We start from the raw sequence: 18,250 nt of genomic DNA on the forward strand, positions 1-18,250 counted from the left end.
GGCCGGCGGGCCCGGCGCGGGGTTCCCGGAGCCGGGTGCCCGGCCGCTGCCGGGCGGCGCGCCCGGGGCGTCGCAGGGCCCGGACGGCGCGAACCGCCCGACCCGGCCGATCCGTCCGCGTCCGGCCGGGGCGCCCGGCGGCCCGGCGGTGCCGCCCGGTTCCGGGTTCCGCGAGCAGCCGCAGCGTCTTCCGGTCGACGGACGTCTGGACGGCCGGCTCGATGGCCGCCTTGACGGTCGCCTCGACGGCCGCCTGGACGGCCGCGCCGACGGCCGGGGGCAGCGTCCCGGCCCGCCGCCGGCCCGGGGCCCGCAGAACGGCCCCGGCGCCCGGAATCAGGGCTCTGACGCCCGTGGCTTCAGCCTGCCGCAGCAGCGCGACTCCAACGCCGACTCCGGCACCCGCCGCGCGCCGACCTCGCCGACCGCGCGCGGCGCCGAGGCGCTGCGCCAGGCCCAGCAGTTCGACGTCTTCCGCCGCGACCCGGTGGTCCCGCAGCAGACCTCGCCGGCCGACGGCAACGACTTCGACGAGGCCGCCGACCGCACCCCGCTGGGCCGCGACGGCCGCGCCGACGGCCGGGGCCCGGACCCGCGCACCCCGGACCCCCGGGTCCAGGACGGCCGCGGCCAGGTGGACATCAGCGTCTTCGACGGCGGCGAGCCGGCCGAGCGCCCCGGCAGCTTCGACCTGCGCTCCCCGCTGCCCGGCTCGGCGTCCTACGACCAGCCGACCGACATCATCCCGGCGATCGTCGACGACTCCGAGCCGCGCCCCAACCCCGGCAGCCGGCGGCCGCGGACGCAGAACGCTGAGAACCGCGGCTACGGCGCCGCGCCGACCACGCCGCCGTTCGGCGCTCCGCAGAACGAGGAGCCGGCCTACGACCCCTTCGGCGGCCAGGGCTTCCCGCCGGCGAACCCGCACGGCGACGCCTTCGCCGCACCGGGCTTCCCGCCGGCCGCCGAGGAGCAGCCGCCGGCCGGCGCGGGTTTCCCGCCGGTCGGGTTCGGCGCCGAGACCGCCGAGGACCCGCAGGCCGGGTTCGGCGTGCCGCCGGGCTTTCCGCCGGCCGCGCCCGGGTTCGGCCCGGAGGCCGAGTTCTCGCACGAGTTCCCGGGCCAGGCCGCGCACGAGTTCCCTGGTCAGGCTCCGGGCCAGATCCCGGGCGAGTTCCCGGGTCAGGCGCTGGGCGAGTTCCCGGGCCAGCTGCCGCACGAGTTCCCGGGCCAGGCGCCGGCCCAGGGCGGCTTCCCGCCCCAGGCCGAGGACGAGCCGTCCTACGGCTTCCCGCCGCCGGTGCCGCCGCCGTTCCTGAACCAGGCTCCGAACCAGGCCCTGAACCAGCTCCCGAACCAGGCCCCGAACGCCCACGGCTTCGGCGAGGCCGGCCTGGATCCGGCGGCGACCTTCGGCGGCCCGATGCCGTTCCCGCAGCAGGCCGGCAGCGATCCGTCGTTCAACAGCCGCTCGGCCTTCCCGCCGGCCGCCGAGGTAGCCGGGTTCCCGGCGCCCCCGGCGGAGATCCCGACCGGCCTGGGCGACCTGCGAGCCTTCGGCCCGAACGGCGAGTCCCCGCTGGCCGGCCCGGTCTTCGGCCCGGACGGCGGCCTGCCCTCGTTCGGCGACCGGCCGCTGACCGCCACCACCGGCCCGGACTACGGCCTGCCGCCGGCCGCCGAGGAGCACGGCGCGCCCGCGCCGGAGACCTTCCCGGGGGCGCACTTCGACCCGCCGCGCTTCGAGCCGGCGCCGCCGGTCTTCGACGATCCGGCCGAGGGTGTGGAGTTCCCGGCCGGCGACGGGTTCCCCCCGGCCGCTGAGTACGCGAACGCCGAATACCCGAACGCCGAATACCCGAACGCCGAATATCCGGCCGCCGACTACGCGAACCCTGACTACGCGAACCCCGAGTATTCGAACCCCGAGTACCAGAACACCGAGTTCCCGGCCGCCGAGTTCCCGCCCGCCGGCTTCGCCCCGGTCGCCGAGGCCGCCGACGGACCCGGCCCGGTCTTCGCCACCCCGACCGTGGCCATCACCCCGGCCGAGGCCTTCGCCGACTTCCCGGAGCCCGACGCCGTGGCCGGCGCGCTGCCCGCCGCGGTGGCGGCGGCCGTGAACCACCCGGCCCCGGCCGGTGCCGCCGTCGAGGACGAGGACCCCGAGGACGCCGACGCCGAGCCCGAGATGCTGGTGCCCTGGGCCGCCCCGGCCGAGGCCGCCGACGTCGCCGAGGCCGCAGAGGCCGGCGACGCCGAGGACGACGCCGCCGACCCCTACGACGAGACCCTCGACGCCTTCGACGACGTCCCCCGGGTCCCGCCGTACGACGACGCCGAGCTGGCCGCCGTGCACCGCGTCATCCGCGAGCGCCGCGACGTCCGCTCCACCTTCCTGGCCGACCCGATCCCGGACGAGGTCCTGCACCGGGTCCTGGAGGCCGCGCACACCGCGCCCAGCGTCGGCTTCTCGCAGCCCTGGGACTTCCTGGTGCTGCGCAGCCGCGAGACCCGGCAGGCGGTGCACGAGCTGGCCGCCCGCCAGCGCGACGCCTACTCGGCCTCGCTGCCCAAGGCCCGGCAGCGCGCCTTCAAGGACCTGAAGATCGAGGCCATCCTCGACACCCCGGTCAACGTCGTCGTGACCTGCGACCCGACCCGCGGCGGCCGGCACACCCTGGGCCGCCACACCCAGCCGCAGATGGCCCCGTACAGCGCCGCGCTGGCGGTGGAGAACCTGTGGCTGGCGGCCCGGGCCGAGGGCCTGGGCGTGGGCTGGGTGTCGTTCTTCGACGAGCGCGAGCTCACCCGCACCCTGGACCTGCCGGACCACCTCACCGTGGTGGCCTACCTGTGCGTCGGCTACGTCCGCGAGTTCCCCGAGGAGCCCGAGCTGTCCGGCGCCGGCTGGGCCAAGCGCCGGCCGCTGGCCTGGGCCGTGCACGACGAGCAGTACGGTCGCCGCGCGCTGCCCGGCAGCCACCCGGTGTCGCTGTTGGATGAGACGCTGGCGGCGATCGCGCCGCTGGACGTCGACGCCCAGGAGGCGGCGCTGGCCCGGCAGGCCGCGATGACCAAGCCGGCCGGTTCGCTGGGCGTGCTGGAGGACGTCTCGGTGCAGCTGGCCGGGCTGGCCGGGGTCTGCCCGCCGCCGGTGCCGGAGCCGGCCGCGGTCGCGGTGTTCGCCGCCGACCACGGCGTGCACGCGCAGGGCGTCACGCCGTGGCCGCAGGAGGTCACCGCGCAGATGGTGCTGAACTTCCTGGCCGGCGGCGCGGTGGTGAACGCCTTCGCGCACCAGATCGGCGCCGAGGTGTGCGTGGTGGACGTCGGCGTCAACGCCGACCTGCCGCAGCAGACCGGCCTGGTGCCGCGCAAGATCCGCTACGGCACCGCGGACCTGGCCGAGGGCCCGGCGATGACCCGCGAGGAGGCGCTGGCCGCGCTGGAGGTCGGCGTGGAGACCGCGCGCGACCTGGTGGCGGCCGGCAACAAGGTGCTGCTCACCGGCGACATGGGCATCGCCAACACCACGGCCAGCGCGGCGCTGATCGCGGCGTTCACCGGCGCCTCGCCGACCCAGGTCACCGGCTACGGCACCGGGATAGACGAGCAGACCTACGCGCACAAGGTCGACGTGGTGCGCCGGGCCCTGGACCTGCACCGCCCGGACCCGGGCGATCCGCTGGGCGTGCTGGCCGCGGTCGGCGGCCTGGAGCACGCCGCGCTGGCCGGGTTCATCCTGGGCGCCGCCTCGCTGCGGATCCCGGTGATCCTGGACGGCGTGATCGCCGGCGCCGCCGCGCTGGTGGCGCAGGCCCTGGCCCCGGACGCGACGGCGGCCATGGTGGCCGGGCACCGCTCGGCCGAGTCCGGGCACCAGCTCGCGCTGGAGGCCCTGGGCGTGGTCCCGCTGATCGATCTCGAATTGCGGTTGGGGGAGGGCAGCGGCGCGGTCCTGGCCCTACCTTTGGTGCAGGCGTCCGTGCGCGCGCTGCGGGACGTGGCCACTTTCGAGTCGGCCGGCGTCGCCGGGCGCGAGGACGAGGACGACGCCGCCGACCACTAGGCCGACGGGTCCTGCGGACCCCGCGAACACCGGGAACCACCTTCTATGAGCACCTACGGCGACGCCACCCCCGTCTACCCGGCCGCCCTGCGGCTGGCCGGCCGGCGGGCGGTGGTGATCGGCGGCGGCCCGGTCGCCCAGCGCCGGGTGCTGGGGCTGCTGGAGGCCCAGGCCGAGGTGCTGGTGGTGGCCCCCGAGGCGACGCCGGCGCTGGAGGCCCTGGCCGACGGCGGCGAGGTGCGCTGGGAGGCGCGGCCCTACCGCGACGGCGACCTGGCGCAGGCCTGGTACGCGGTCGCGGCCGCCGACGACCCGGCGGTGAACGCCGCGGTGGCGCGCGAGGCCGAGGCCGGGCGGGTGTTCTGCTCCCGGGCCGACTCCGCCGAGGACTCCACGGCGTGGACCCCGGCGGTCGGGCGGCACGACGGCGTCACCGTCGCGGTGATCGGCGGCGGCGATCCGCGCCGGGCCGTGGACCTGCGCGACGGCGTGCTGGAGGGGCTGCGGGCCGGCACCCTGGCCGCGCCGCACCACCGGGGCCGGACCCCGGGCGTGGCGCTGGTCGGCGGCGGCCCCGGCGACCCGGACCTGATAACCGTGCGCGGCCGGCGGCTGCTGGCCGAGGCCGACGTGGTGGTGGCCGACCGGCTCGGCCCGCGCGGGCTGCTCGACGAGCTGGCCTCCGACGTCGAGATCATCGACGCCTCGAAGATCCCCTACGGCCGCGCGCTGGCCCAGGAGGCGATCAACGAGGTGCTGATCGAGCGGGCCAAGGCCGGCAAGTTCGTGGTCCGGCTCAAGGGCGGCGACCCGTTCGTCTTCGGCCGGGGCTTCGAGGAGGTGCTGGCCTGCGCCGAGGCCGGCGTGCCGTGCTCGGTGGTGCCGGGCATCACCAGCTCGATCTCGGTGCCGGCGCTGGCCGGGATCCCGGTCACGCACCGCGGCGTGGCGCACGAGTTCACGGTCGTCTCCGGGCACGTGGCGCCGGACCACCCGAAGTCGCTGGTGGACTGGGCCGCGCTGGGCCGGATGACCGGGACGCTGGTGATCCTGATGGGGATCGAGCGGATCGCCGCGATCTCCGCCACGCTCATCGCCCACGGCCGCGACCCCGAGACCCCGGTCGCGGTGGTCCAGGAGGGCACGCTGCCCGGCGAGCGGCGGGTGCGGACCACGCTCGGGCTGGTCGAGGCGGCGGTGGCCGAGGCCGGGATCCGGCCGCCGGCGATCGTGGTCGTCGGGCCGGTCGTCGCGCTCTCCTGAGCCCTTACGGAACCCTTATTCACCGGCGGTTTATCCCGGCCGCTGTCTACTGGCGGCATGAGCCAGGACGACGACCGGGAACCGTTGGACGCGACGCGGCAGTTCCAGCCGATCGATCCGTACAACATCGGCCCGGACACCGCCGGGGCGCCGCTGCCCGGGTACGAGGACGGCTACGCGGGCGAGCCCGGGTCGCAGGGCGCCGGCTACGGGGCGGCGGGGCCGGGCGGCGCGGCAGGGCGGACGCGTGCCCTGAAGCAGCGCCTCGGGCGCCTCGGCGCGCCGAAGCTGGCGGCGCTCGGCGCCGGGCTGGTGATCGTCGTGGGCGGCGCGGCGTGGGGCACCTCGGCGGCGCTGGCCTCTTCGTCCTCGGACAGTTCCAGCTCCAGCACCGCGCAGCCGCAGGGCCAAGGCCAGCCCCCGGCCGGTCCGGACGCGACCACCGGGACCGGGAAGAAGGGCAAGAACGGCGGCAAGAACGCGGCCAGGACCGCCGCCCGCGTCAAGATCACCAAGGTCGACGCCGGTTCCTTCACCGGGACCGAGGCCAAGGGCAAGGCGGTCACCGTGGTCTACGGCGACGACACCAAGTTCGGGACCAAGGCGCGGCCGCTGAGCGCCGACCAGCTCCAGGTCGGGATGACCGTCACGGTCGCCGGGACCCTGGCCGGGGACAAGATCACCGCGCTGCTGATCTCCGAACCGATGAAGAAGGCCACGCCGGCGCCGGGCGGGGAGACGTCCGATTCCGGGGCGAGCCCCGACCCGAGCGGCGTGCCGAGCAGCGCATCGAGCAGTGCGCCGACAATATCGGGCTGACAAAACTTGAAATCTGTCAGCTGTCAGTCGTAGAGTCGAAGTATGACGACGACTGACAGCACCCGCGCCCTCCGCACGCTCGGCCGGACCGGCCCCCAAGTCTTCCCCCTCGGCCTCGGGGCCATGGGCATGTCCGCCCTCTACGGCCCGGCCGACCGCGACGAGTCCATCGCCACCGTCCACGCCGCCCTGGACGCCGGGATCACCCTGATCGACACCGGCGACTTCTACGGCATGGGCGACAACGAACTGCTGCTCGCCGACGCGCTGCGCGGTGTCGACCGGGACCGGTACCAGCTCAGCGTGAAGTTCGGGGCCCAGCGCAGCCCCGACGGCGCCTTCATCGGCTTCGACGGCAGCCCGGCGGCGGTGAAGACGTCGCTGGCCTACTCGCTGCGCCGCCTCGGCGTGGACCACGTCGACATCTACCGGCCCGCGCGGCTGGACCCGCGCGTCCCGATCGAGGAGACCGTCGGGGCGATCGCCGAGATGGTGCAGGCCGGCTACGTCCGCCACATCGGCCTGTCCGAGGTCGGCGCGGACTCGCTGCGCCGCGCCGCGGCCGTGCACCCGGTTTCGGACCTGCAGATCGAGTACGCGCTGATCACGCGCGGCATCGAGAACGAGATCCTGCCGACCGCGCGCGAACTCGGGATCGGCGTCACCGCCTACGGCGTCCTGTCCCGCGGCCTGATCAGCGGCCACTGGACCAAGGACAGCGGCGCCGCCGGGGACTTCCGGTCCCGCTCGCCGCGCTTCCAGGGCACGAACCTGGACCACAACCTCGCCCTGGTCGAGACGCTGCGGGCGATCGCCGAGCGCAAGGGCGTGACCGTGGCGCAGCTCGCGATCGCCTGGGTCGCGGCCCAGGGCGCGGACATCGTGCCGCTGGTCGGCGCCCGGCGCCGGGAGCGGCTGGCGGAGTCGCTGGGATCGCTCGACGTCGCCCTCGGTGCCGAGGACTTCGCCGAGATCGAGAAGGCGGTGCCCGTGGGCGCGGCCGCCGGCGACCGCTACGACGCCGGGCAGATGGCCCACCTGGACTCCGAGAAATAGAGTTCAGCGATGAGCACCAGCGTCCCCCTGACCCCCGAGCGCATCCTCGAAGCGGCGGAGGAGACCCTGCGCCGCTTCGGGCCGGCCAAGACCACGGTGGTCGACGTCGCGCGGGCGCTCGGGGTCAGCCACGGTTCGGTCTACCGGCACTTCCCGACCAAGGCGGACCTGCGCGACGCCGTGGTCGACCGGTGGCTCCAGCGGATGCACCCGGCGCTCGCGGCGGTCGCCGACGGCGCCGGGCCCGCGCCGGAGCGGCTGCGGCTGCTGCTGTGGACGCTGGCCGAGACCAAGTGGGAACGGGCCCAGGACGACCCCGAGTTCTTCTCGGCCTTCGCCGAACTGGCCGAGGACGCCCGCGCGCCGGTGGTCGCGCACATCGACTTCGTCGTGGCGCGGCTGACCCAGGTGACCGCCGAGGGCGTGGCCCGGGGCGAGATCGCCTCCGCCGATCCCGAGGCCACGGCCCGGGCCCTGTTCGACGCCACCGCGCGCTTCCACCACCCGGCCGGCCGCTCGGCGTGGGTGCGGCCGCGGATCGACGCCTCGTTCGAGGGCGTGTGGGACCTGCTGCGCACCGGACTGCTGCCGCGCGATTCCGGCTGACCGGGGCCGATGCGGCAGGATGCCAGGCGTGGGAGAACTGATCGAAGTCACCGACCCGGCCGACCCCCGGCTGCACGACTACTCCGGCCTGACCGACATCGAGCTGCGCAAGGTCCGCGAACCGGCCGAGGGCCTGTTCATGGCCGAGGGCGAGAAGGTCATCCGGCGCGCGCTGACCGCCGGCTACCCGATGCGCTCCATGCTGCTGTCGCCGAAGTGGGCCGAACCGATGCGCGCGCTGATCGACACCGCCGACGCGCCGGTCTACGTCGGGGCGGAGCCGCTGCTGGAGGCGGTGACCGGATTCCACGTGCACCGCGGAGCGCTGGCCTCGATGCAGCGGACCCCGGCGCTGGAAGCGGGACCGCTGCTGGCCCGGGCGAAGCGGATCGTGGTGCTGGAGGACATCGTCAACCACACCAACCTCGGCGCGATCTTCCGCAGCGCGGCGGCACTGGGAATGGACGCGGCGCTGCTGACACCACGCTGCGCCGACCCGCTGTACCGGCGATCGGTACGGGTGTCGATGGGCACGGTCTTCGCGCTGCCCTACGCCCGCCTGGAGTCCTGGCCCGGCGGCCTGCACACCCTGGCCGACCACGGATTCCGCACCATCGCCCTGACCCCGGGCCCGACCGCCGTCGACCTGCCGGCGCTGCGCTTCGGCCCGGACGAGAAGGTGGCGCTGCTGCTGGGCACCGAAGGCGACGGCCTGTCGGACGACGCACTGGCGGCCGCCGATCTGCGGGTGCGGATTCCGATGACGGCCGGAGTGGACTCGCTGAACGTGGCCGCGGCGGCTGCGGTTGCTTGCTATGCGATCGCGGCGGCGCCGGCTGACAGCTGAGGGTGATTCTTGAAACAGGAGCTATGAGCTATGCGATCGTGGCGGCGTCGGCTGAAAGCTGAGCGTGATTCCTGAAACAGCGGCGGCGTTTGTTATCGCAAGTTTTACTATCGCGGCAGTGCGGGCTGAATGCTTCGGGCGATTCGTGAAGCATCCCGGCTCTGTCTCCGGCCGCGGTTGCTTGCATTTACGATCGCGGCGGCGCGCCTGCTAACAGCTGAGCGCTGCTAATGACAAGCGGCTGCTGCGGCTGCCCGCTCTGCGATGGCGGCAGCGCGAATCGTCGATGCGGGAAGGCGATTCGCGGTTCCAGCAAAACATCGAGCGCCGGGGGACCCCTGCGATCCGGCCCGGCGCTTCGATGTTCGTGGCTGCGTTTGTGGCTGCTTGCTGTTCCCGTTGTTCCTTGCTGTTCGTGCACTGCTCCGGCGGCTGCTGGGGCCGGGCAATGCGGCGGCGGTCAGGCCGCCACCTCGGTGCCCTCCCTGGACGGCTGCTGGGCCTGGGCCTGGGTGTCGGCGAACCCGCGGTCGCGCTGGCTGCCGATGCGGATCGGCACCACCACCGGTGCCCGGCCGGTGCCGGCCGCGCCGCGGCGGCGCCGTGATTCGTCGGCCCGTTCCAGTTCGGTCAGGCCGCCCCAGATGCCGAACTGCTCGGGCAGCGCCAGCGCGTGCTCCAGGCACTGCTGGCGGACCGGGCATTCCTCGCACACCCGCTTGGCCGCCGCTTCCCGCTTCTCCCGCTCCCGGATCCGTTCGGAATCCGGGGCGAAGAACGCGGAGGCGTCCCCGGACTGGCATGAGCCGCGCTCCTGCCACCCCAGCTTCAACTCCGCGATCGGCGGGATCCTGGCCGCCGTCCGCGCCGACGACGAGCGGGCCGGTATCGGTCCGACGGCCCCTCGGATCGTGGTCTGCTGAGCCATTGTTCCGGCTCACCCCCTTCATAACTCTCCCGCGCACCTGCCGTGTCCCACCCGGCACGGCCACCACTCCCCAGCAGGAGGCGTACAGCGGCGATACCGGGCTACGGGTGTAACGGATCACGGCCGTCCCGTGTTCCCGGGAATCGAGGTGGAATCTTCTCAGCTCGTTTCGATGAAGCGGCCTGGGGAAGGGCCCGCGTCGGGGGTCCGCCAGGGCCCGGAGGCGTCCGCGATGCGACCTTTGTCAACGATCGCCGCTTATCAGAGATCTTGTTGCGGTAAGCGAATTAGCGGTTTGGTTACTCAGGTTCGTCAACTATTGTCGCGCCTGGTCGATCCGACGGTGGCGTCGCCCGCCACCCCGGCGCCGACCGCGCCACGCCGTTCCGGTGCCCGTCCGGCGACGCACCGTCATCGGCTCTGGTAGCGCCCTGCGATCACGCCGTGACGGCCCGCGCCCTCGGGGTTTCCGTTCAGGGGGCGCCGGTGACGCAGGGTCCTGATCAGCGTGATCCTTGTTTTCGCAGGTATTCGCCATAGTCCTTTCGGGTGGTTGTACTACCATTGGAGGCTTGTTCGGGTCTAACGTCTGAACCAGCCCTCTGCGACAATCGATCTCCGATCGGTGGCGGACCGGGCTGCGGTCGGCGCGGGGCCGTCCGCCGTTGCGCATGGACCGAAGGGTTCTGCCATGCAGGTGGATTCTGGCTCCTCCCCGGGAAGAAAACCCGCGGGTAATACCGCGTTGAAGGCCTTGCGGCTGTCCCGCCATTGGACACAGGCGGAATTCGCCGCGGAGTTCGAGAAAGCCTCGCGGGCCCTTGGTAAGGTGCTGTCGCTTTCCGTCCGGCAGGTCCGCCGGTGGGAGAGTGAGGACCCGCCGTGTCCGCTGCCGGCGTACCAGCGGGTCCTGGAGGAAGTGTTCGGCGTCTCCGTCGCGCAGATGGGGTTCCAGGTCGGATGGACGGTGCCGTGGGCACCGCGGCCGGAATCGTCGCAGCCACCGACCGCCGTCACCGGGCGCGCTCCCGAGCCGGAGCCCGAGGACGGCGGGGGAGCTGGGGGAGCCTCGCAACACGGACGGATGGCAGGGCTGTGCCGCACGCGGCCCGCCGACCGATCTGGAGGGCACGACCCAGTGAAGCGCCGAGAATTCGTCACCAGCGCCGCCGCCGCGCTGACCGTGGCCGGGGCGGGGGAGTCCGCCTACGGGGCGGAGTCCGCCGAGCGGCTGCCGGCCGCCGCCGACCCGGCGGGCCGGGCGGTCCCGTTCGACCGGCAGATGGTCGACGGCTATGAGTTCATCACCAGCCAGCAGCGATCGCTGTACTACACGGTTCCCCCGGCCCGCATGTACTCCCCGGCCGTCGCGCACGCCCAGCTCGGCGCGGCGCTGCTCAGCGGCACCGGGCCGCAGGCGCAGCGGACCCGGCTGGCCGGGTCGCTGGCCGAGGCCTCGCTGCTGGCCGCCCGGCTGGCGTTCTTCGACCTGAAGCGGGCCGACCCGGCCCGGCTGCACTACCGCAACGCCCTGGTCGCCGCCCGGGAGGCCGACGACCACCAGCTGGGCTCGGCGATCCTGGCGCACCTGGCCTTCATCCCGGCCTGGGACGGCAAGGCCGGCGAGTCGCGGGACCTGATGCGGGCGGCGTACGCGCACGCCGCGCGCGGGGTCAGCGCCGTGCAGCGCTCATGGCTGCACGCCGTGGACGCCGAGATCGAGGCCCGGCTCGGCGACCACAAGCGCGCGGTCGACCTGATCGGCCGGGCGGAGGAGGCCCTGTCCGACGCCGACCGCTCCCCGGTGCCGGACCCGGAGTGGCTGGACTATTTCGACGCCACCCGCCTCAACGGCTTCAAGGGCTTCTGCCACATCAACGGCGGCAGTCCCGAGCTGGCCCAGGAGGCGCTGCTGTGCTCGCTGATGGCCCTGAAACCGGCCGAGGCGAAACAGCGCACCATCGTGTTGGCCGACATGGCCGACATCCATGTGCGCACGAAGGAGATCGAAGCGGCCTGCTCCACATTGGAGCGGGCCTTGGTGAATCTGGACAAGCACTGGTACGGCATCGGCTGGGACCGGATCTACAACGTGCGCCGCAAGATGGACACCTTCGACGACACCCGCTGCGTGCGCGAGCTGGACATGCGCATGAACTCCTCGTGGGGCGCGACCATGCGGCTGGCGACCTGACCGGTGCTTTCCGGCAGGCGGGGTCCGCCGTCGCGACGGCCTCCGGGCCGCGCGGCGGACCCCGGCCCCGGCCGGGTCCCGGCGTTGCCTGGACGGCCCGGGGCACGAGGGACTAGCGTCCCAGCGTGTCACAGCCTTCTTCGACGGAATCAGAGCCCATCGACAGCGGCGACGGCCGCGATCACGCCGGCGATAGCGCCGGCGACAGCGGTAATGGCGGCAGCGGCGGCCGCGTGGTCGTCGTCGGCGCCGGTCCGACCGGCCTGCTGCTGGCCGGCGACCTGGCCGAAGCCGGGATCCCGGTCACCCTGGTGGAACGACGGCACGCCGGGCTGTCCAACCTCAGCCGCGCGCTGGTCGTCCACGCCACCACCCTGGAGGCCTTCGACGCCCGCGGCATCGCCGCCGACCTGATCGCCAAAGGCGCGCCGGTGCAGTCGCTGCGCCTGTTCGACACCGCGGTCGTGGACGTCTCGGAGCTGCCGACGCCGTACCCGTACCTGCTCGTGGTGCCGCAGTACGAGACCGAGGCCGTGCTCCAGGCGCGGCTGGACCGGCTCGGCGTCCGGATCCGCTACCAGACCGAGGTGGTGGACCTGCGTCAAGACGCCGACGGAGTGACGCTCACCGTGCAGGACGCCGACGGCACCCGCGAGGAGCGGGCCGCCTACGTGGTCGGGACCGACGGGCACAACAGCTCGATCCGCCGGCTGCTCGGCGTGCCGTTCCCCGGCCACACCGTCGTCGCCTCGGTGATGCTCGTCGACGCCGTGCTCACCGACCCGCCCTCGCTGCGGATCGCCACCAACACCGACGGGGACAAGTTCGCCTTCGTCGCGCCGTTCAAGGACGGCTATCACCGGATCATCGCGTGGGACCAGTCGCACCCGAAGGCCGAGTCCGAGCCGGTGGACCTCGCCGAGGTCCGCGAGATCCTGCACGCCACCCTCGGCACCGACTTCGGGATGGGGGAGCCGCGCTGGTCCAGCCGGTTCCACAGCGACGAGCGCCAGGCCGAGCGCTACCGCGTCGGCCGCGTCTTCCTGGCCGGCGACGCCGCCCACACCCACAGCCCGGCGGGCGGCCAGGGCATGAACACCGGCCTGCTCGACGTGGCGAACCTGTCGTGGAAGCTGGCGGCGGTGCTGCGGGGCCGCGCCGGCGAAGCGCTGCTCGACACCTACGAGAGCGAGCGCTATCCGGTCGGGACCGCGGTGATCAAGGGCTCGGGCCGCCTGCTGCGCGCCGCGCAGATCAAGGTGACCCCGGCGCGCAAGCTCCGCAACGCGGCGATGCACTTCGCGCTGCAACGGCCGGCGGTGAACCACCGCCTCGGGCTCGCGCTGTCCGGCCTGTGGATCAAGTACTGGGCTCCGATCGGCGCCCACGAGCTGACCGGTCACCGGGCCGGCGACGTGCCGCTCGCGGGCACCCCGGCGCGGCTGTTCGAGGCCATGCGCGGCGGCGGCTTCGTGCTGCTGGCGCCGGAGGATCTGCACAAGACGGCGACCGAGGCCGGAGTCAAGGCGGCGGTGCCGACCGACGGCGGACCGGTGCGGCTGGTGCGGCCGGACGGCTTCATCGCCTGGGCCGCGGACGCGCCGAGCGCGGAGGAGGCAGGGCTGGCGATCGGCGCGGCCGGGGCTTGAGTTGCCGGGTCGGGGTCGCGAGGTGCGCCCCGGCCCGCGATGAACGGTGGATGGTGGACGGTGGACGGTCCCAGGCTTCGATGAGAGCCTATGGCGGTGTCCAAGCCTGGCAGTCGGCGCCGCGATCGGCGCTGCCGGATCCACCGGATCCGCCGCGGCTCGGGATCGGCGGCGGCCGCCGTGCTCGTGGCCGTGCTCATGGCCGGGTTCGCGAGCGCCTGCGGCGGCGACGACCGGCCGGCGCCGATCCCGGCCGACTACCACGGCGTGCCGGTGGCGGCGGAGAAGTTCAACGGCGCGGTGCCCAGCGGCGGCCCGGGCTCGGCGGTCATGGCCACGCCGCTGGCCGAGCTCGCGCGGCAGATGGAGAACTCGCTGGCCGGCCAGCTCGGCTCCTACCAGCCGGTGCAGCCGGACTGTGCCGCGTCGCTGGTGTTCGACGGCACCTACAAGAGCTTCACCTGCGACGCGAAGTGGCAGAACCTGTCGGTGCCGTTCCAGGTCTCGATCGAGGGCAACGCCAAGCCCTACTTCACGATCGCCAGCCGGCAGGCCAAGGGCCTGCTGACGCTGGACAGCGTGCGCCGGCAATGGGGACGCTCCGGCTACGGCAAGGTTCTGAGCTGCGACAGCACGATCCCCGCCGCGGTGCTGGTCCCGTTCGACACGCCGACGCCGTACCGCTGCGTCGCCGACGGCGAGCTCTACCACGTGGAGATCATCTCCGACACCACGATGCTCCAGCAGGTCGCCTTCGACCAGGGGTAGCGAAAAAAGGGGCAGCGAAAAAGCGGTGGGGAGGCCCTCTTCCGAGAGCCTCCCCACCGCTGTCGTGCTATTCAGCGGGTCCTGCTGTGCGGGCCGGGACTACGAGACCAGCACGCCGTCGTCCGCCGCCCGCGCCGCCTCCAGCGAGCCGCCGTTCGGCTCCTCCGACGTGGACAGCTTGCTCGGCCACCAGATCCGCTTGCCGATGTCCAGCGTCAGCGCGGTGACCAGCACCGAGCGGACGATCATGGTGTCCAGCAGCACGCCGAGCGCCACCGCGAAGCCGATCTCGGCGAACGGCACGATCGGCAGCGTGGCCAGCACGCCGAAGGTGGCGGCCAGCACCAGGCCGGCCCAGGTGATCACGCCGCCGGTGGCGGACAGGCCGACCAGCGCGCCGCGCCGGGTGCCGCGCCGCACCGACTCCTCCCGGATCCGGGTCATCAGGAAGATGTTGTAGTCGATGCCCAATGCCACCAGGAACACGAACCCGTACAGCGGCATCCCGATGTCCACGCCGTGCCAGCCGAAGCCCTTGAACGCCAGCGCGCTGATGCCCAGCGAGGCGGTGAAGGACAGGATCACCGTCAGGATCAGCAGCAGCGGCGCCAGCACGGCGCGCAGCAGCAGGCCCAGGATGATGAACACGGCGATCAGGATCAGCGGGATGATCAGCTTGCTGTCGTGGCTGGAGGCCCGGGAGATGTCCAGCGTGATCGCCGGACCGCCGCCGACCTTGGCGTCGGCCCCGGGCACCGCGTGCACCGCGTCCCGGACCCGGTCCACGGTCTTCTGGGCGGCCTTGGAGTCCGGCGCGTCGGTGAGCGGCGCTTCGAGGTAGAAGTGGCCGTTCACGACCGCCGACTTGATGATCGACGGCGTGCCGACCCCGGCCGCGTCCACCCCGGACACGGTCTTCAGCTTGGCCTCGACCGCGTCCTTGGCCGCCGCGTTCCCGATGACGACCAGCGGCTGGCCGTTGTCGGTCGGGAACAGCTGGGCCTGGACGACCGCGCCCTTCACCGAGTCCGGCTCGCTCACGAACTGCTCGGCGACGGTCTGCTGGTGGGCGTTGAGCTGGCCCATGCCGGCGGCGAAGGCGGCCAGGATGATCGCCGTCACCACCCACACCGCGCGCGGCCGCACCGCGATGCGCTTGCCCATGCGGGCCCACACGCCGTGCGCGGTCGGCTCGTCGGAGCCGAAGGTCGGCTTGACCGGCCAGAACACCCAGCGGCCGAAGATCACCAGCAGCGCCGGCATCAGGGTCAGCATGGCGGCCAGCGCGATGATCACGCCGATCGCCAGCACCGGGCCCATGCCCTTGGTCGAGTTCATCTCAGCGACCAGCAGGATCAGCATGCTGACGGCCACGGTGGCGGAGCTGGCGACCAGGGCCGGTCCGGCGCGGTGCACGGCGTGCGCCATCGCCTCGTGCCGGTCCTCATAGCGCCTGAGCTCCTCGCGGTATCTCGCGATGAGCAATAGGGCGTAGTCGGTTCCAGCCCCGAACACCAGGACGATCAGGATGAACGCGGCCTGGCCGTTCACGGTCAGGCCGGCGTGCTTGGCCAGCAGGTAGATCACCGACTCGGCCACGGTCAGGGCGCCGCCGCCGACGGTGATGATCGGCAGCAGCCACAGGATCGGGCTGCGGTAGGCGATCAGCAGGATGACGATCACCGCGATGCCGGTGAAGTATGTCAGCGAGCCGTTGATCTTCTTGAAGGCGTCCGCCTCGTCCCCGGCCTCGCCCATCGGCCCGGTGACCCAGGTCTTCAGACCCGGACCCGCGGTCGCGACCGCGTCCTTCATGGCCTTGATGGTGTCCGGGAACTTGTTCCAGCCGTCGGTGCCGGGGTTCACCGGCACGATCACCTGCATCGCCGTCCCGTCCTTGGACGGGATGACGGTGACCGCCGAGTGCACGACCAGGCCCAGGTTCGCGGCCGCCGGGTCCTGCTTCATGATGTCGGCGGCGTGGTTGATCTTCGCCTTGTCGTCATCGGTCAGCTGGCCGTCGGTCTTCTGGAACAGCAGGATCGCCGGGTACCAGTTCGGGTGGAAGTCACCCTCGATCTTCAGTTCCTTCGTCGATTCGGCGCTCTTGGGCAGCCACGACGTGGTGTCGTTCTTCTGGGCGTCGTTCAGCTTCGAGGCGAAGCTGCCGAGACTGATGATCAGCAGCACCCAGATGCCGAAGACCACCCACTTTGACTTCTTCCCGGACACGAACCGGGAGTAGGCCCCCGGCTCCGAATCCGCGTTGGTCAACGCGTTACCACTCACGAAAGAGCCCCCTCAGGCTATCGCGACCTTCGTCCGCGGACGGCTCCCGGCGCGTGCGGGTCCGCAACACGGACTCGTTACCCTCCCATTGTGACACGCGATACAACGCGTTTTCGCAACGGGTCGGAGAACTCTGATGGTCGGGCCGTGAGCGGCCAAGTTCCGGCTAGGCATGGAGAAACGGTTGGACACCGGACCGAACCATGCGAAACGCTGCCGCGATGAGCGCCGACGCCGACGAACTCACCGACGCCGACCTGGCGCTGGTGTACGACATGGAGAATCCGTGGGACCGCCGGGGGTTCCCGCAGGACCGGTTCTTCTCCGACGCGGTCGCCGCCGCGGATTCCGTGCTCGACGTCGGATGCGGGACCGGGAGCATGCTCCATGTGGCCCGCGCCGAGGGACATACCGGACGGCTGACCGGAGTGGACCCGGACCCGGCGATGCTGGGCCGGGCCCGGCGGCGGACCGGACTCGGGCCCGGCCTCGAACCTGGCTCCGGCCCTGGCCCTGAGATCGAGTGGGTCGCGGGAACGGCCGCGGAACTCGCCTACGACGCCGAGTTCGACCTGGCGACGATGGCGAGCAACGCCTTCCAATGCCTGGCCGACCCCGACGAGCTGCGGGACTCGCTGACGGCGATCCGGCGCGCGCTGCGGCCCGGCGGCGCGTTCGTCTTCGGCACCCGGCACCTCCAGGCCCGGGCCTGGGAGCAGTGGAACCCCGCGAACGCCGGAACGCTGACGCTGCCCGACGGCCGCGAAATCCGCGGCTGGCACCAGGTGGAGCGGGTCGAGGGCGCGCTCGTGACCTTCACCGAGACGGCGGCGCGCCCGGACGGCACGCCGCTGCGCGTCTCCCGCACCACGCTGCGCTTCCACACTCCCGAGACCCTGAACCCGCTCCTGGCGGCCGCCGGCTTCACGGTCGAGGCCCAGTTCGGGGACTGGGACCGCGGGCCGCTGACCGACCGGAGCCGGGAAATCGCCACGATCGCGCGGGCTCGATAACCCGCGGGGCCGCGCCCAATAAGATGCTCATAGCAGTCCTGGACGCTCCTGGCAGTCCTGGAAACGATCGTCGAACAGCGAAGGACCACGCATATGACCGAGACCGGCGCCCCCGTCGAGCGGACGCTCGTCCTGCTCAAGCCCGACGCCGTGGCCCGCGGCATGATGGGGCGGGTCCTGACCCGGTTCGAGGACGCGCTGCTGAAGGTGGTCGGGTCCAAGATGGTCTGGATGGACGCGGACCTCACCCGCAAGCACTACTTCGACCTGGAGGAGCGCTTCGGGGCCGGCGTCTACAACGCCACGGCGTCGTTCATGCAGTCCGGGCCGGTGCTGGCGTTCGTGCTGGAGGGCATCGACGCGGTCAAGACCGTGCGCAAGATCGTCGGCTCCACTTACCCGAACGAGGCCGCGCCCGGCACCATCCGCGGGGACTACGCGCACCAGAACAAGGCCTACGCCACCGCCAAGGGCATCGCGGTCGCGAACCTGGTGCACGCCTCCGGGAACGTGGACGAGGCCAAGCAGGAAGTCGCGCTGTGGTTCCAGGACGAGGACCTCTTCGAGTACTCCACGGTGGCCGAGAAGTTCGTGCTCTAGCCGATTCCGGGCTCTGGACGATCGAGTCCTGGGGGCGTCCGACCGGCGCCGCCGATCAGTCGTTTCGCGGCGGTACCCCCAGGAATCGAGCGTCTAGGGCCTAGGATCGCTCTCGCGAGTTAGCAGGCCTTTATCTGGCGGGAGTA

General features: G+C 72.8%; 13 protein-coding genes. 11 read left to right on the forward strand and 2 right to left on the reverse strand.

Annotated features, from left to right (window positions below; translation table 11 throughout):
* The first annotated feature begins 634 nt into the window (after nt 1-634).
* The 6 genes from cobT to ABD481_RS34485 are packed head-to-tail and all read left to right on the forward strand — an operon-like array spanning nt 635 to nt 8,663.
* Nucleotides 635-4,072, forward strand: coding sequence for a nicotinate-nucleotide--dimethylbenzimidazole phosphoribosyltransferase (gene cobT / locus ABD481_RS34460; protein ID WP_425559364.1), 3,438 nt, complete (start codon nt 635-637; stop codon nt 4,070-4,072).
* A 45-nt stretch (nt 4,073-4,117) separates the two neighbouring features.
* Nucleotides 4,118-5,335 (forward strand): uroporphyrinogen-III C-methyltransferase, encoded by a 1,218-nt coding sequence (gene cobA / locus ABD481_RS34465; protein WP_344670027.1) that lies wholly within the window; start codon nt 4,118-4,120, stop codon nt 5,333-5,335.
* A gap of 57 nt (nt 5,336-5,392) precedes the next feature.
* On the forward strand, nt 5,393-6,154 hold the full coding sequence (locus tag ABD481_RS34470) for a hypothetical protein (RefSeq protein ID WP_344670028.1): 762 nt from the start codon (nt 5,393-5,395) through the stop codon (nt 6,152-6,154).
* Nucleotides 6,155-6,196: 42 nt separating this feature from the next.
* Nucleotides 6,197-7,210, forward strand: a complete 1,014-nt coding sequence (locus ABD481_RS34475) for an aldo/keto reductase (RefSeq protein WP_344670029.1) — start codon at nt 6,197-6,199, stop codon at nt 7,208-7,210.
* 9 nt (nt 7,211-7,219) lie between these two features.
* Nucleotides 7,220-7,816 carry a TetR/AcrR family transcriptional regulator gene (locus ABD481_RS34480; RefSeq protein WP_344670030.1) on the forward strand — a complete coding sequence of 199 codons (597 nt, stop codon included), beginning with the start codon at nt 7,220-7,222 and terminating at the stop codon, nt 7,814-7,816.
* A gap of 28 nt (nt 7,817-7,844) precedes the next feature.
* Nucleotides 7,845-8,663 carry a TrmH family RNA methyltransferase gene (locus ABD481_RS34485; protein WP_344670031.1) on the forward strand — a complete coding sequence of 273 codons (819 nt, stop codon included), beginning with the start codon at nt 7,845-7,847 and terminating at the stop codon, nt 8,661-8,663.
* Nucleotides 8,664-9,123: 460 nt separating this feature from the next.
* Here ABD481_RS34485 and ABD481_RS34490 read toward each other — a convergent pair whose 3' ends face one another.
* Nucleotides 9,124-9,591 (reverse strand): WhiB family transcriptional regulator, encoded by a 468-nt coding sequence (locus ABD481_RS34490; protein ID WP_344670032.1) that lies wholly within the window; start codon nt 9,589-9,591, stop codon nt 9,124-9,126.
* A 691-nt stretch (nt 9,592-10,282) separates the two neighbouring features.
* Here ABD481_RS34490 and ABD481_RS34495 point away from each other — a divergent pair.
* The 3 genes from ABD481_RS34495 to ABD481_RS34505 all read left to right on the forward strand — a co-directional run bounded on the left by ABD481_RS34495 (nt 10,283) and on the right by ABD481_RS34505 (nt 14,202).
* On the forward strand, nt 10,283-11,785 hold the full coding sequence (locus ABD481_RS34495) for a helix-turn-helix domain-containing protein (protein WP_486323368.1): 1,503 nt from the start codon (nt 10,283-10,285) through the stop codon (nt 11,783-11,785).
* A gap of 125 nt (nt 11,786-11,910) precedes the next feature.
* Complete coding sequence (locus ABD481_RS34500) at nt 11,911-13,434, forward strand: FAD-dependent oxidoreductase (protein ID WP_344670034.1); 1,524 nt, start codon at nt 11,911-11,913, stop codon at nt 13,432-13,434.
* A 90-nt stretch (nt 13,435-13,524) separates the two neighbouring features.
* Entirely contained in the window at nt 13,525-14,202 is a 678-nt protein-coding gene (locus ABD481_RS34505) for a hypothetical protein (RefSeq protein WP_344670035.1), read from the forward strand.
* A gap of 99 nt (nt 14,203-14,301) precedes the next feature.
* On the opposite strand, the gene ABD481_RS34510 is transcribed toward ABD481_RS34505, so the two are convergent.
* Nucleotides 14,302-16,491, reverse strand: a complete 2,190-nt coding sequence (locus ABD481_RS34510; protein ID WP_344670036.1) for an MMPL family transporter — start codon at nt 16,489-16,491, stop codon at nt 14,302-14,304.
* Nucleotides 16,492-16,712: 221 nt separating this feature from the next.
* On the opposite strand from ABD481_RS34510, the gene ABD481_RS34515 reads away from it, so the two are divergent.
* Both ABD481_RS34515 and ABD481_RS34520 read left to right on the forward strand, forming a co-directional pair.
* A complete protein-coding gene (locus ABD481_RS34515; RefSeq protein ID WP_344670037.1) occupies nt 16,713-17,504 on the forward strand; it encodes a class I SAM-dependent methyltransferase in 792 nt (263 codons plus the stop codon).
* 93 nt (nt 17,505-17,597) lie between these two features.
* Nucleotides 17,598-18,104 carry a nucleoside-diphosphate kinase gene (locus tag ABD481_RS34520; RefSeq protein WP_344670038.1) on the forward strand — a complete coding sequence of 169 codons (507 nt, stop codon included), beginning with the start codon at nt 17,598-17,600 and terminating at the stop codon, nt 18,102-18,104.
* The last annotated feature ends 146 nt before the right edge of the window (nt 18,105-18,250 follow it).

Origin of the sequence: Catenulispora yoronensis, from assembly GCF_039531695.1 — a bacterium.
Lineage (GTDB): Bacteria > Actinomycetota > Actinomycetes > Streptomycetales > Catenulisporaceae > Catenulispora > Catenulispora yoronensis.